General features: G+C 24.5%; 13 protein-coding genes, 1 tRNA gene and 2 pseudogenes. All 16 read left to right on the plus strand.

Annotation, left to right across the window (positions count from 1 at the left end; translation table 4 throughout):
• The first annotated feature begins 113 nt into the window (after window positions 1–113).
• The 16 genes and pseudogenes from STAIW_RS01560 to obgE all read left to right on the plus strand — a co-directional run bounded on the left by STAIW_RS01560 (window position 114) and on the right by obgE (window position 15,684).
• Window positions 114–1,448: a CoA-disulfide reductase gene (locus STAIW_RS01560; RefSeq protein WP_020834112.1), complete on the plus strand. Its 1,335-nt coding sequence runs from the start codon at window positions 114–116 to the stop codon at window positions 1,446–1,448.
• Window positions 1,449–1,463: 15 nt separating this feature from the next.
• Window positions 1,464–3,227: a dicarboxylate/amino acid:cation symporter gene (locus STAIW_RS01565; protein WP_020834113.1), complete on the plus strand. Its 1,764-nt coding sequence runs from the start codon at window positions 1,464–1,466 to the stop codon at window positions 3,225–3,227.
• A gap of 385 nt (window positions 3,228–3,612) precedes the next feature.
• Window positions 3,613–4,368, plus strand: a pseudogene (locus tag STAIW_RS06470) (DNA-processing protein DprA).
• A 191-nt stretch (window positions 4,369–4,559) separates the two neighbouring features.
• Window positions 4,560–6,542 carry an ABC transporter ATP-binding protein gene (locus STAIW_RS01580; RefSeq protein WP_020834114.1) on the plus strand — a complete coding sequence of 661 codons (1,983 nt, stop codon included), beginning with the start codon at window positions 4,560–4,562 and terminating at the stop codon, window positions 6,540–6,542.
• A 92-nt stretch (window positions 6,543–6,634) separates the two neighbouring features.
• Entirely contained in the window at window positions 6,635–7,951 is a 1,317-nt protein-coding gene (trmFO, locus tag STAIW_RS01585) for a methylenetetrahydrofolate--tRNA-(uracil(54)-C(5))-methyltransferase (FADH(2)-oxidizing) TrmFO (protein WP_020834115.1), read from the plus strand.
• Between the two features lie 31 nt (window positions 7,952–7,982).
• The gene (locus STAIW_RS01590; RefSeq protein ID WP_020834116.1) at window positions 7,983–9,578 is read left to right on the plus strand and encodes a hypothetical protein; all 1,596 of its coding nucleotides are present in this window, start codon (window positions 7,983–7,985) and stop codon (window positions 9,576–9,578) included.
• Window positions 9,579–9,628: 50 nt separating this feature from the next.
• Window positions 9,629–9,705 (plus strand) — tRNA-Arg (locus tag STAIW_RS01595).
• 87 nt (window positions 9,706–9,792) lie between these two features.
• On the plus strand, window positions 9,793–10,572 hold the full coding sequence (locus STAIW_RS01600) for a GNAT family N-acetyltransferase (protein WP_020834117.1): 780 nt from the start codon (window positions 9,793–9,795) through the stop codon (window positions 10,570–10,572).
• Window positions 10,573–10,872: 300 nt separating this feature from the next.
• Window positions 10,873–11,160, plus strand: a pseudogene (gene rpsP / locus STAIW_RS06745) (30S ribosomal protein S16); the annotation flags it as partial.
• A 128-nt stretch (window positions 11,161–11,288) separates the two neighbouring features.
• Window positions 11,289–11,552, plus strand: a complete 264-nt coding sequence (locus STAIW_RS01610; protein WP_020834119.1) for a hypothetical protein — start codon at window positions 11,289–11,291, stop codon at window positions 11,550–11,552.
• Window positions 11,542–12,036 carry a ribosome maturation factor RimM gene (locus STAIW_RS05625; RefSeq protein WP_020834120.1) on the plus strand — a complete coding sequence of 165 codons (495 nt, stop codon included), beginning with the start codon at window positions 11,542–11,544 and terminating at the stop codon, window positions 12,034–12,036. Before STAIW_RS01610 ends, STAIW_RS05625 begins: the two co-directional genes overlap by 11 nt.
• Window positions 12,036–12,767: a tRNA (guanosine(37)-N1)-methyltransferase TrmD gene (gene trmD / locus STAIW_RS01620; protein WP_020834121.1), complete on the plus strand. Its 732-nt coding sequence runs from the start codon at window positions 12,036–12,038 to the stop codon at window positions 12,765–12,767. The genes STAIW_RS05625 and trmD overlap by 1 nt, the downstream gene beginning before the upstream one ends.
• 1 nt (window position 12,768) lies before the next feature.
• Window positions 12,769–13,167 carry a 50S ribosomal protein L19 gene (rplS, locus tag STAIW_RS01625; protein WP_020834122.1) on the plus strand — a complete coding sequence of 133 codons (399 nt, stop codon included), beginning with the start codon at window positions 12,769–12,771 and terminating at the stop codon, window positions 13,165–13,167.
• Between the two features lie 106 nt (window positions 13,168–13,273).
• Window positions 13,274–14,017: a DUF3196 family protein gene (locus STAIW_RS01630; protein ID WP_020834123.1), complete on the plus strand. Its 744-nt coding sequence runs from the start codon at window positions 13,274–13,276 to the stop codon at window positions 14,015–14,017.
• Between the two features lie 11 nt (window positions 14,018–14,028).
• Window positions 14,029–14,376 carry a hypothetical protein gene (locus STAIW_RS01635; protein WP_020834124.1) on the plus strand — a complete coding sequence of 116 codons (348 nt, stop codon included), beginning with the start codon at window positions 14,029–14,031 and terminating at the stop codon, window positions 14,374–14,376.
• 18 nt (window positions 14,377–14,394) lie between these two features.
• On the plus strand, window positions 14,395–15,684 hold the full coding sequence (gene obgE, locus STAIW_RS01640) for a GTPase ObgE (protein ID WP_020834125.1): 1,290 nt from the start codon (window positions 14,395–14,397) through the stop codon (window positions 15,682–15,684).

Consider the following 15,684-nt stretch of genomic DNA (forward strand, 5'->3'; position numbering starts at 1 on the left):
TAAAAAAATCTTATAGTTATAATAAAGATTTTTTTATTTTTTAAACAAAATTCAATATTATACATATAATATAAATGGTATTAAAGTACCATTCTAGATATTTAGGAGTTAAAATGAGAACAATAATTATTGGTGGTAGTGCAACTGGAATGGGAGTTGCAGCAAGATTAAAAAGAAATTTACCAGATTCAGAAATAATTGTTTTTCAAGAAAAAAAATATGTTTCTCTTGGCGCTTGTGGTTTGCCATATTTTGTGGCAAATAATTTTACTGATGAAAATATATTAATAGCAAGAACAAAAGATGATTTTGAAAAGACAGGTATAAAAATTTATTCAAATATAAATGTTAATACAGTAGATTTTGAAAATAAAAAAGTTTTTTTTAATAATCAACAATTAGAATATGATAATTTGGTTATTGCTGTTGGTGCAAAACCAATTATTCCAAATATAAAAGGAATAAATGGTAAAAGTGTTTTTACATTAACTACTTTAGAAGATGGAATTATGCTAAAAAAGAAAATGGAAGAAGATAATAAAATAAAAAAAATTGCTGTAATAGGGGCAGGTTTTATTGGTTTGGAAATGTGTGAAACTTTTCGTGAATTAAATAAGGAAGTATATTTAATTGAAATGGAGAAAAGAATTTCTTCAAAGGCATTTGATGAAGAATTTTCTGATTTAATTCTTGAAAAATTAAATCAAAAAAGTATCAATGTTTTATTAAATCATCAAGTGAGTGAAATTTTATTAAATACTAATGATGAAGTTAATGGTATTTTGCTAAAAAATGGAGAGAAAATAAATGTTGATGCTGTTTTAATGGCAGTTGGATTTAAACCAAATACAGAAATTTTTAATAATTCAAAATTGGCAATTAATTCAAAAGGGGCTATCATTGTAAATACAAAAGGTGAAACAAATATTAGTTCTGTTTATTCAGCGGGAGATTGTACAACATCAAAAAATTACTTAACTGATGAAGATATTTATTCTCCACTAGCAACAGTTGCCTCAAAATTTGCCAGAGTTATTGCAGATAATATATCAGGTAGAAATGAAAATTTTGTTGGTTCAATTCAAAGTGCAATGATAAGAATTTTTGATTTAGAAGTTGCAAGAACTGGATTATCTGAAAATGATGCAAAGGAAAGAAACATAAATTTTAAATCAGTATTAATAAAGGATAAAGATCACACAGCATATACAACTAATCAAAAAGATTTATATTTAAAAATAATTATGAATAATGATTCAAAAGAAATCATTGGTGCTCAAATGGCAGGAAGTAATAATTCAATTTTAAGAATTAATGCATTATCTGCTTTGATTTGACAAAAAGCAAAATTAGATTCAGTTTTAGAACAAATTGATTTTGCATATGCACCACCATTTTCAAAAACAACAGATATAGTTCATATTGCTATGTCTAAATTAAAAAAATAGGAAAGGAATGAAAAAATGCTTTTAGCAGAAACAAATGACTTATTAAGAAATTTTCTTGCAATTAGTAGTTGACAATCGGCTGTTGCAATTTTATTTTTTTTGGCATTACAAATTGGTTTTTGATTTTTTCTAAAACGATATAAGATTGCTTTTATGTTCAGAGTTATATCTGGGATGGTAATTGGGTTAGTTTATGGAATAATATTACAAGCAATTATTGGGTTTCCAACAGGAGATGAATTTAGCAGTTTAACAAATGAAGATAATTCAATTAATTATGATAATAGATTATACTGAATAATGGAATTGAATATATGGGCTTCATTATTCAAAAATATATTTATAAATGGAGTTTACTTATTAACAGTACCAATTGTCTTTCTGGCAATTTTCAAAATTACTTCAAAACCAGGGGAAACTGGTCTTGCAAGAATTACATTAAAAGGGGTTGGTTTATTACTTTTTAATGTTGCATTAATGTTTACTATTACATTTTTCTTAGGAGTGGTTTTTAAAATTGGGAATGGTTTTGATCTTGAAGAAGGAGCTTCAATTACAGGTGCGGGAAGAGATAATGTACCAATACCACAACTTATTTGAGGATACATTCCTAACAATATTGTTGGGGCGTTAGCAAAAAATTCAATATTACCTGTAATGGTAATTGGTGCACTTACTGGAGGTTCTGTAAAAATTCTTTCAAAGAAAAAACAAGTTGAAATGGAAGCAGTAAGAAAAGCTATGAATACTGGCTGAGATATTATGATGTCAGTATTAATGACATTTATGAAAATAATGCCTTTAGCTGTTATGTCAATGATGACAGTTTCTCTTACTTCAAGAGAAATTGGAGCGCTTATAACAATAGGTAAAATTATAGGACTTGGATATTTGGGAGTTTTTATTGCAATTGGATGATTAACATTATTAATATTCTTATCAGGAGTAAAAGTTGGAAAATGATGAAAATTTGCATGAAGACCTTTAGTACAAGGATTTTCAACACAATCATCAAATGCAACACTTCCAGTAACAATGAAAACATTAAATGAAGAAATGAAAGTTGGAAGTAAACCAACAAATACAATTGCTCCGCTTTCAACAACCATGGGACTAATTGCTTGTGCTGGAGTTCAATCTGGTTTAGCAACAAGTATTTTATGAACTGCGTCAACAACAGATAGTTCAATTCATAGTATGGGATTATTTACATTTTTTATTTTGGCATTATTTGTAACAGTAATTGCATCAATTGGAATTGCAGGAGTTCCTGGTACAGCAACAGTTGTTACAGTTGGAGTTTTAGGTGGATTAGGTTTTGGAAGTTATACAAGTAGTGTATTAAACATTATTTTACCACTAGATGGATTATTTGATATGGGAAGAACTGGAGCTAATGTTTTGGGTGGAGTTGCAGTATCAACAGTTGTTGCAAAGTCTGAGGGATTAATTGAAGAAGGATCGCAATTATTAAATGAACTTGGTATTGCAAAACAAAAAGCAATAAAAATGTTAAAAGAGTCCAGAGATATTTATATTGAAAAAATTCAAACTATGAAAAATGAAATTTTTAAAAAAATAAGAATAAAAGGTATTGAAATTGAAGAAAAAAAACAATTAAATTTAAATTTAAAAGAAAATTTAAAAAAATCTAAAGAAGAGTTTTTAGCAAAAAAAATAGAAATATCTGAATCATTTAAATCTTTTAAAAAACAGTTTAATTTAAATAAGAAAAATTCAATAAAATCTATTGATACAAAATCAAAAAGAGAAAACTAAATTTGTAAAAAAATTATAATTTATTATAATTTTTTTTATTTTTTATAAAAAGATCGATATATATAATGGAGGAAGAAAATATGAATAATGTCACAATTATTGCCAATTAGAAGGCATACCACAACTTGTATTTAATACAAAAGATGGTAAAAAAAATTATATAAATTTATTATAAAAGTTCCAAGAACTTATAAATCAAAAACGGGTAATCAATTAGAAGATTATATAAATGTAAAAGTTTGGAATAATGTTTTAGGAGATGAATATGAATATTTTGATCAATCCTTTATTGGTGTTGAAGCAAAAATAGTTTCATTTGGTAATTTAGAATCAAATGGTTATGGTAATGAACTTGTTGCTAACAAAATAATTCATTTAAATTAAAATGGAAAATGTACTACTTTATTTTTCACTTAAATACAATGAAACTTGAGATAAAATTTATCAAGCATTGGAATCAAAAGAAAAAATAACTTATAAAGAGCTTGAAGATGTTACAACTAGAATTAGTAGTGATTTTATAACTATTTTAAGCCCTTTGTATCCAAACTATTTAAAAAATACTCACAAACCACCATTTGTAATTTATTACAAGGGAGATATTTCATTACTTAGCAAATATACTAAAACAGTGGCAATGGTGGGTGGTAGTGAAATTAATGATTATAGTAAAAATAATATTGAAAAATTAATTAAAGATTTTTCCAAAAATTAAATTATTATTAGTACTTTGGAGAGAATTGGAATTAATTTAGAAATATTAAACTATAGTATAGAAAACAAAAATCAAATTATTTTAGTATTAAAAAGTGATATGCAAAGTTATGTTGAAAAAAATTTAGATTTAAAAGAAAAACAAAATTTTTTAGTAATTACAGAGATATATGAGAGCGGAAAAGATTTTACTAATCAAATTGATGATTATTCATCAAGACTTATTTGTGGAATTTCAAAGGGCATTGTTTTTATTCACATTAAAAACAATGATTCATTAAATAAATTATTTTCATTTGCAATAAATGAGGGAAAAGAAATTTTTGCAATACCAGATTCATTAAACGGTTTAGATGGAACTAATAAAATGATAAAAAATGGTGCAAAATTAATAGAAAATGCAAAAGCTGTGTTAAATGATTTATAAAGTGTTATAATCAAATTGTGATAGAGATATCACACTTGTAAGGTTAAAGCCTAAACTAAATAAATTAAACTAATCATTTTATTCCCGACACACAAATGATAGAATAATTTTAATTTGGAGAGATAATTTTTATCTCTCTTTTTTATTGTTGGTGTATAATAATAATTAATGAAATTAGAAAGGGAAATTATATGAAAAAAAATAGTGAAATTAATAATTTAAATGAAACTATTAATACTGAAAAAAATTTGAAAAATAATCAGGAACCTAATTTTAATTCAAAAAAAAATAAAGGCAAAACTTTTAACGGTATAATTTTTGATTATCTAAAAAAACATCCATTTTTGGCATTTTTTTTAGTATTTTTTACACTAGCATCATCATTTACAACAATTTTAGGACCTAAAATTATTGAAAATATGATGTCATTATTAATGGCACCAGGTTCATTACCACAAGAAGGTGCAACAGAAGAAACAATAAAGCAATGATTAGCAGAATTAAATAAAACAGGAAATATATTTTTGTATGTTGATTTTTTAGAAGGAAAACCTGTTTTTTCTTCATCATTTTTGGGACTACATTTGACTTGACAAGAGTGAATATATGTACAGATTTCTTTATTTGGAGCTCTTGCAATATTTACATTTTCTTCAAACTATCTAGCAGGTTTAATGGGAAAAAATATTGAGATAAGCTTAAGAAATAGAGCATTAGAGAAACTTGTAAAACAAGATATGAGTTATTATTCTGATAAAAAAATTGGAGAAATATTGACAAAAATTGTTTCAGATACACAGATCATTGGAGATCAAGCACAACAAGTTCCAGTAACATTAATGTCTGCAACTTTTACATTTTTTGGTGCACTAATAATGATGACAACAATAAATACAAATCTAACTCTTGTTGTTGTTGTTACAATGTCAATAATTATTGCAATAATGTTTTTAACATTTGGAGTTGTGAAAAAACTTTTATTTAGAACAAGAGATTCAATTACTTCAATCAATGGAGATGTAACTGATAGAATTGGTACTGTAAGATTAATTAAAGCATCAGGTACTGAAAGTTATGAAACTAAAAGATTTAAAGAAATTCATGAAGATTATTACAAGAAATCAAGTAGCTTAATAAAATTACAATCAACAGTAATTACAGTTATGGTAGCTGGTGTTAGTTCAATTCAAATGGTTATTGTTATTGCAGCAGCACTATTGTATAATGATGAACCTCATCAATTATCAATTGTATTATCTTCATTTATAAGTAGTGTTGGAACTATGGTTGGACCATTAATGCAAGTAGCAAGAGTAACTGCAGGATTAGCTCAAGCTTCAACATCTTCAACAAGAATTGATCAAATTCTTGTTTCTGTGCCAAGAATTGATCCGCACTACAATGATAATGAAGGAATATATATTGATTCAATTGATGGAGATATTAAACTAGAAGATATTGAATTTAGATATCCAGAAAAACCTTCAAAAGTTATTTTGCCTAAATTTAGTTTTACTTTTGAAAAAGGAAAAAGTTATGCTTTTGTTGGAGAAACAGGAGCTGGGAAATCAACAATTGCAAAATTATTACTAAGATTTTATGACCCATATGAGGGAAAAGTTTTAATTAATGGGAATATTGATTTAAAAGATATTCACCTGTCAAGTTATTTAGATAAAGTAGGTTATGTTGAACAAGAACCTCAAATATTATTTGGAACAGTTATTGATAATATAAAATACGGAAGATTTGATGCAACAGATGAAGAAGCACAAGAGGCGGCTAAAAAAGCTGAATTACATGATTTGGTTATGACTTGACCAGATGGTTATGACACAATTTTAGGTGAACGTGGTTTTATGTTAAGTGGGGGTCAAAAACAAAGATTAGTAATAGCTAGAATGTTTTTAAAAGATCCACAATTACTTATTTTAGATGAAGCTACAAGTGCTTTGGATAATATTGTTGAAAAAGAAATTCAAGTAAAATTAGATGCTTTAATGGGTGGTAGAACTACAGTTACAATCGCTCATAGATTAAGTACAATTAAAAACGTTGATCAAATTATTGTTCTTGCACGTGATAAAGGAATTGCTCAAATTGGTACTTTTGATGATTTAAAATCAAAACCAGGTCATTTTAAAAAACTATATGATGCAGGTTTAATAGATTAAAAAAAGAAAGAACTTTAAAGTTCTTTCTTTTTTTTAATACTAAACTTTTAAAATACTAGTAATGATATTTTATTTTTTGTTATAATAAACAAATGGAAAAAATAGTAAATATAATTGGTGCTGGTTTAGCAGGTTGTGAAGCTGCTTGACAACTTGCAAATAGAAATATTAAAATTGTACTTTTTGAAAAAAAAAATCTTGAAAGAAATTCAGTTCAAAAGCTAGAGTATTTTGCTGAATTAGTTTGTTCAAATACACTAAGATCTACTGACTTAAAAAATGCTGTGGGAACTTTAAAAGAGGAAATGGGATTATTTAATTCTTTAATACTGGAAGCTGCACAATTTGCACAAATACCTGCTGGTGGAAGTTTAGCAGTTGATAGAGAAATTTTTTCAAAGTATATTACTGATAAAATTAATAGTCATAAAAATATTACAGTTTTACAACAAGATGTAGAAAAAATAGATAAATCAAAATTAACTTTAATTGCATCAGGACCGTTAACATCAAAAAAACTTCAAAAGGAAATAATAAACTTAATTGGTGAAGAATATTTTTATTTTTTTGATGCAGTTGCACCAATTGTAAAGAAAGATTCACTAAATATGAATATAGTTTTTAGAAAAAATAGATATGACAAAGGTGAAACAAAAGATTATATTAATTGCGGAATGAATAAAGAACAATATGAAAAGTTTTATAATGAATTAATTAATGCGGAGCTTGCAAAAATGCATTTAGATTCTGAAAAGCAAATGAAATATTTTGAAGGTTGTATGCCAGTTGAAGCAATGGCAAAAAGAGGTTATGATACATTGAGATATGGACCTTTAAAACCTGCAGGTCTTAAAAATTTAGATAATACAGAAAATTTTGCAGTAGTACAACTAAGACAGGATAATGCTATTGATGATTTATATAATATGGTTGGTTTTCAAACAAATTTAACATGTTCAGAACAAAAAAGAGTTTTTAAATTAATTCCAGGTATGGAAAATGCTGAATTTGTACGATATGGTGTAATGCATCAAAATAATTTTATTAATTCACCAAAACTTTTAAATCACTTTAATCAATTAAAAAATAATGAAAATATTTTTTTTGCTGGACAAATCACAGGAGTTGAGGGATATATTGAATCAACATCTTCTGGTATAATCGCAGCAATTAACATTGAAAAATTTTTAAATAATGAAAATTTAGTTAAATTTCCTCTTGATACAGTTATGGGAGGATTACAAAATTATATTATTTCAACTAACTCAAAAAATTTTCAACCAATGAAAGCAAATTGGAGTATTGTTGAAAATTTAGAGCTTTTTAATAAAATTAAAAAAGAGGAAAAGAAGGAATTATACTCAAAAAGAGCAATAAGTTCTATGAAAAAATTTATAAAAAATATATAGTTAGTTTAAAATTATATATAGAGAGGTAAAAATGAAAGAAACTGATAAACAAAGCATTTTTTGATATGGTTTACATAAAATTGCTTATGAAAATGCGCAATTCAAATACTATATAACTACTCAAAAAGAATTGATCTCAAAGTTATATCCAATTGTCTATATTGGAGTAACTCAATATACTCTTTATAGAGGAATAACAATTAATGAGATACCTGTTGATGAATTAAATACATATACAAGTTATATAATGGAAAATTATGAACAAATTTATAAAATAAAGTATAGATTTGTTAAAGAAAAACCAAAAAAACTTAATTTTAAGGAAAAACAAATTTATGATTTGAGTTGAGAAATAATAGCAGGTCTACTTTTGCCTTATATAAATGAATTTTGTTTTAAAAATTATGAACAATGAAAAAATTTAACGAAATCTTACATTAGAGAATGTGCAATAATTTATGAATATGATATTAATCATGAAGCAGAAGATGGAAAAATAAAAACTAGTATTGCATATCCATTTATTTTTACTTTAAATTTAATCAAAATTTATGAAAAACAAGGTTTATATCAAAGAATACAAAAATGTTATCAAAAAGAAATTTTATTAAAAAAATTTAATTCAGGAAGAGAGTGAAAACAAAAGGAACTTGATTATTTGCAAGAAACTTATGAATTAATTCAAAATGATGAAGAATGATCAATGTTTTTGAGTAATTTTTCAAATTTAAAATGAGATAGTTTTGATCTCAAAGAAAGATTTAAAGGATTATTTCAATTAACAAAATTGACAACAATTTTAATGAAAGATGAAATTTCAGCTGTTACTATGCTAGACGATGGTGCTGAATTATATGAATTAATTGAAAATTATTTACCATTATTTATTTTTGAAGATAAAATAAAAAATTCAAGTAATAATTTAAATCAAGAGTATAAAAACTCAAAAATAAAAGTTTTATCTCCTTTTAATTATCAAAATATAAATATTGAGACTTTAATTCCTTATGTTTGTTCAAAAGGTGAAAGATTTGTTGAAATTGATAAGGAGCAATTAAAAAGTTGTTCGGAGATTATTGCATCAGTTTTTTCTAATTTAAGAATGACTTTACTAATTCATGAATATCTGCCACAGTTTATTGATTCAAGAATAATAGTTCAAAAAAAACTATTAGTTAATGTTTTGAAAATATTTGAAGAAGTAAAAGAAAATAGATTTAAAAGAAAGATTGATGTTGAAAATCTTCTTGAATCTGATTTCTTTATTTCAGAAGAAGAAATAATTGATATTATTGAATTACACAGAAAAAATTTACCTGAATTTGGTGAAAATAGTTCTTTATTAAAAGTTGGGAAAATTATGAGTCTAATGTTAGGGATTGAACCAAAAACTGCTTCAAGTGTTAATTATGACTTGAGACAATTAATAAAAAATATTTTAATAATTTTTGGACCACATCCCCTAGATCATACAGTACAAACAAGAGAAAATATTAATTTTATATCAACTATTTTTGAAAAAATATGTAGAGAATATGAAAAAAAAATGAATTTAAATGACTTAGATAATCAATTTTCAAATGCATTTGAATTACCATTAAAGTTATTAAATTGAAAAAAAGACTAATAATATAGTAAAAATATAAAAAATTTGCTATTATTATCTTGTCTAATTTTGCCCACGTAGCTCAGTAGGATAGAGCATGCGCCTTCTAAGCGTAGGGTCAGAAGTTCGAATCTTCTCGTGGGCGCCATTTTAAGAAATTTATGTTAGTGTGAAAAACTAGCATTTTTTTTATTTTTTTGTAGTATCTTTTATAGTAGGAATAGGAGATGAAAATATGAAAAAAAGAATTAGCTCAAGAGTTATTGAAAATAAAAAATTCAATATTGCAGCAACAGTTTATTTGAATTACTATGTAGACCCCTTACATAAAACTATTGAAGAACAAAGTTTTGAAAATTTTATTTTTTTAAAATTTTTTACTTATCCTTCAATTATTGCATTAACAAATTGAAATAAAAAATTTAAAAATGAATGCATTAGTAAAATAAACTTATATAAACCAAATTTTTTAATTAATTTTGCGACAAGTATAAATAATGATTTTAAACTTCCACAATTAATTAGATTTAAAGTAAGATATAAATTTATGGCATTAAATTTAAAACAGTTAAAGAAATTTGTTATTGATGAAAAACCTTCATTAGATATTTTAGAAGTAAATGATGAGGAAAATTTAAATGAATTTGTTAAAGTTATAAGTGATACTACAACACTTCAAGTTTCTGATAAAGAGAAATTTTTTGGAATGTTCGAATTAAACAAAGAAGAAAAAATTAATTACTTATTGCTAGCAAAATATAACTCTGAATATTCTGGAGTAGGTCATTTGATTTATTATAATGAAAAAATAGGGATGATTGATGATATCTCAGTTAAAGAAGACTTTAGAAATAATGGTATAGCAACAATCATTATGAAATCACTAATTAATAAAGCAATTGATGATGGTTTAGATGAACTTTATTTATTTGCAAGTGAACAAGCAATTGAAATTTATAAAAAATTAGGTTTTATAGAAGATGATTTTTGGTTAGAACAATATAACATTTTATAAAATTAATTTTTGAAAAATGAATAAAAATTGAATTTAAAATAAAAAAAATAAAGGACATTAATTTAATAAAATAGATATATAATGAAAAATAAATTTTTAAAAAATCCTGCTTTAGATGTAATTTAAAAATTAATGAAGTAGAAGAATATAAAATTGATAAAAGAGAAGATATTTTTGGAAATATAGTCTACTATTATTCTCATATTAATTGTCCAAAAAATAGGTTTGTTAAGTAAAAATACTTGACAAACCTATTTTTTAGTTTAATATAATTTATGTTCTTAAATAAAAGGAGGAAATATGGTTAAATTAAGATTAAAAAGAGCAGGTAAAAAAAGAGCTGCATTTTATAGAATTGTTGCAGCAGATTCTCGTATTAAGCGTGATGGTGAATATATAGAATTAGTTGGTACATATAATCCAATAAATGGTGAAGTTAATGTTAAAAATGAAATTGCACTTAAATGATTGCAACAAGGTGCACAACCAACTGAAACTGTTAGAAATATTTTTTCAAAACAAGGGATTATGACAGAATTACATAATGTTAAATTGGAAAATAAAAAAAATGAACCAAAAACAGAAAAAAAGATAAAAAAAGTTGCTTCTAAACTAACAGTAGCTAAAAAACAAGTATCAGGAAAATCAGCAGTTGCTAAAAAACCATCTGCAACTAAAAAAACAGAAATAACTTCTGTTGAATAATTTTAAATTTTATGAAAGAAGTTTTTAATTCAGTTAATACTTTGCTAAATAATATTGTGCCTAAGGAAATTAATTATGTATTTAAGGAAAAATTTGAGACTGAAAATACATTCGAATTTATTTTATTAATAGAAAAAAATAATTTAAATTTTTTTGGAAAAAATCAAAGTGAGGGTTTATTAGAAATTATTTTAACAATTTTAAATTCAGAAATAGGCAAGTTTAAAAAGGAAATAATTATTACACTAGAGGTATTTGAAGATTATGTTTGATAATTTAATAAAAATAGGAAAAATTGTTTCTACTCATGCAATAAGAGGAGAAGTAAAATTTTTATTAGACAATAAATATTTATTATTAAAAGAAATAAAAAATATTAAAATTTTTCTTGAAGATAAGCAGGGAAAAATTGATGTCTATGAAATTGAAAAGTCATATTTTATCAATAAAAAACAAATTTTAAAGTTAAAAAATATTAATAATATAAATGAGGCTAAACCATTAATTAATAATATTGTTTATATAATTAAAAATGATGAATTAATTGAAATTAAAGAAACTTTTATAGAATTTGAAGCATTTTATAAGGAAAGCAAATATGGAATAATAATTGATGAAATGTATAATGGAGCACAAGACTTAGTGAAAGTTAAAAATCAAAAAAATGAATTCTGAATTCCTTGTGTAGAAGTTTATATTGAAAGTATAGATTATGGTAGAAAAATTATTTTTTTTAAAAATATTGAGGGTCTATTTTAATGAAATTTTCAATAATAACTTTATTTCCAAATTTGATAGAAAATTATATATCGCAATCAATTATTAAAAGAGCAATTCAAAAAAAATTTATAGATATTGAAATATTAGATATTAGAAATTTTACAAATTATTCTCATAATCAAGTTGATGACTATCAATTTGGTGGAGGAAAAGGTATGGTATTAATGGTAGAACCAATTGTAAATGCAATTGAAAGTTGCAAGACAATTGATAGTTTAATAATTTTAACAACACCTCAGGGTAAAACTTGAAATCAAAAATTTGCAAGATCATTTTCAACTGAATATAAACATTTGATTATTATTTGTGGACATTATGAAGGGTTTGATGAAAGAATCTTAAAATATATTGATCTAGAAATTTCAATTGGAGATTATATATTAACAGGAGGTGAACTTGCAAGTTTGTGTTTAATTGATTCAATTACTAGAGTAGTTGATGGTGTAATTTCAAATGAATCTCATTTAAATGAAAGTTTTGAAAATAATTTATTAGATTATCCAGTTTATACAAAACCACTTAATTTTAGAAATCAAAAAGTTCCAGAGGTCTTAACTAGTGGGCATCACGCAAAAATTGAAAAATTTAGACAAGAAGGTAGAATAAAAAACACTTATATCAAAAGACCAGATCTTTTAAAAGAAAATCAATTATCTAAAAATGAATTAACATTTTTAAAAGAATTAAAGAAATCGAAAGGAGAAAATTAAGATGAACATGTTAACAAAAAATACAAAATCATTAATTGATGAACAATTAAATTCTAATATTCCAGACTTTAGTTCAGGAGATACAATTAAAGTTAATGTAAAAATTAAAGAAGGGGAAAAATACCGTATTCAAGCATTTGAGGGTGTTGTAATAAAAACACAAGGTAGTGGAATATCATATTCTGTTTGTGTAAGAAAAAACTCAGGTGGTATTTTTGTTGAAAGAACTTTTCCAATTCATTCACCAATTATTGACTCAATTGAAGTGATTAAACGTGGTCGAGTGAGAAGAGCAAGAATTTATTACATTAGAAAATTATCAGGAAAAGCGGCACGTATTAAAGAAGTTATTAATAATAAAACAAAAGAAGTATCTGTAAAAAAAGCAATAAAGCAATAAAGAAATAAAAAATATTATTAAACCCTAAAAATATTATTTTTTTGAAGGGTTTTTTTTATCTAAAATTCATAAATAAATGTACAATATTGGTAAAAGTAGGTAAAATATGAAAAATTACTATGAAGAATTAATTAAAGAAATAGATTTAGAAATCGCAAATAAGAATTTTGAAAATGCTTTAAATTTGATTAATGAAGAATTAAATGCCCCATATATTCCTGTTGAATTTGAGAATTATTTAAATGATAAATACATAGCTATATTGGAAAATACGGAAAATAATAATTTTATAAATGAAAGATGAAATTTTGATAAAATTTTAAAATCAATCAGTCAAGTAGAAGACCAAGAAATTCACTTAATGGCATTTGATGCTTTAAGAACTATGAATATTAGAAAAATTTTACAAAACTTAAAAGAGTATTTGTTAAATGAAAAAATAAAACCATCTAATAAATCTTTTTTATTATTAATTTTAATTGAGCAATCAATAAATCAAGAAATTTTTGTTAATAAAAATGGAAATACTATTTCAATTAACCCCTCAAATTTTGATCTAATGAATTCACAAAAAATTTTAAAGAATATTGAGTTAAAATTAGAAAATTTAGTTTATGATACAAATCCAAGTCTATTTAAAATTTCGAAACATATTGCAAATAATTATTTTTATTATGTTTTTCCTAATCTAAATTTTAAAAATTACTCTTTAAATGATTTATGTGCAGCAATTATAATAAAAGCAAATGAAGCACTTGGAACAACTCTGGAAAAAGAAATTGAAGAAAAAATAATTTTTAATAAAGAAAATACAATGTTATTATTAAATGAGTTAACAGAAGTTGTTTAGGAGAAAAAAATATGCAAAAAATAGTTTTTACAGAAGAAGATTTTATTAAATTCGAAGATAGAAAAAATATAATGATGCAAATATTTGGGATTACTTGCTCTGCTTGTGGAATTGATGAAATTGCTTATGTTGCAAAAAATGCACCACAAACTTTAGGCAATGTTGCTGAAAATTTAATTAAGCAAAATCCAAATATTAGCGATGATGAATTGGATTTATTGCTTAAATCACCAATTAAAGAATGACAAGAAGTTGATGATTATAATTCAAAAATTGGAGTGCCAACCTTTGTATGTGATAATTGCTATCAACAATTAATTGATAATGAAATTTCAATATCATTAGATGCTATTGAATAAAAAAAGGAGATAATGTTCATGAAATTTGTAGATTTAGCATTTTTTAATATTAAATCGGGAAAAGGTGGAGATGGAGCAGTTTCATTTCGTCATGAACTTTATGTAGCAAATGGTGGTCCAAATGGTGGAGATGGTGGAAAAGGCGGAGACATAATTTTAATTGCAGATGAAGGAAAATCTTCTCTCTTAGACTTAAAACTTCAAAAATTTTATACTGCTCAAGATGGTTTTAAAGGTGACATTAAAAATATGCATGGTAAAAATGGTAAAGATACTATTATTAAAGTTCCAATAGGAACAGTAATTTTTAATGCAGACACAAATGAATTGCTAGCAGATTTTACGAAAAATAATCAGACAGAAATTATTGCAATTGGTGGAAAGGGAGGAAAAGGAAATGCAAGATTTGTAAATTCTAGAAATAAAGCTCCAACAATTTTTGAGGCAGGAGATCTAGGTCAAGATTTTAATATAAAAGCTGAATTAAAAGTTTTAGCAGATGTTGGATTTGTTGGTTTGCCAAATGCTGGAAAATCAACTTTACTTAGAACAATTTCAAATTCAAAACCCCAAATTGCTGATTATTCTTTTACAACTTTAAATCCACAATTAGGAGTTTCAAGAGATAAGCAAGGGAGAACCTTCACTGTTGCTGATTTACCAGGTTTAATTGAGGGAGCTAGTCTTGGTAAGGGATTAGGGCATGAATTTTTAAGACATATTGAGAGATGTAAAATTATCTGTCATGTTATTGATATGTCAGGTAATTATGCAACAGAAGATGTAATTAAAAATTATGAATTGATAAGAAAAGAGTTAATTGAATATAACTTAAATTTAGAAAAAAGACCTGAAATTATTGTTGCTAATAAAATGGATATTGAAGATTCTAATATAAATATTTTGTATTTTAAAGAAAAATATTTTAATAAAAAAATAATTGAAGTTTCAGGTTTAAATAAAATGAATATTGATAAATTATTATTTTCAATTGGTTCACTTCTTGAGGAAGTAAAAAATATTCCTTTATGAGAAATTAAAGAAGAAAATAAAGAATATAAAATATATACTTTTGAAACCGATTTAAAAGATATTCAAGTTAAAAATTTAGGGAATAAAAGATGAAAAATTGAAGGTCAAGATGTTTATAAAATTTATCAAAAAACACCAATTTCAACATATGATAATTTATTATTATTCAATGAAAAATTGAAAAAAATTGGAGTTTATGATATTTTAAGAGAAAAAGGAGCACAAAAAGGAGACATTGTAAAAATATTTGATATTGAATTGGAATGGATGGATTAA

The organism is Spiroplasma taiwanense CT-1 (assembly GCF_000439435.1).
GTDB lineage: Bacteria > Bacillota_I > Bacilli_A > Mycoplasmatales > Mycoplasmataceae > Spiroplasma_A > Spiroplasma_A taiwanense.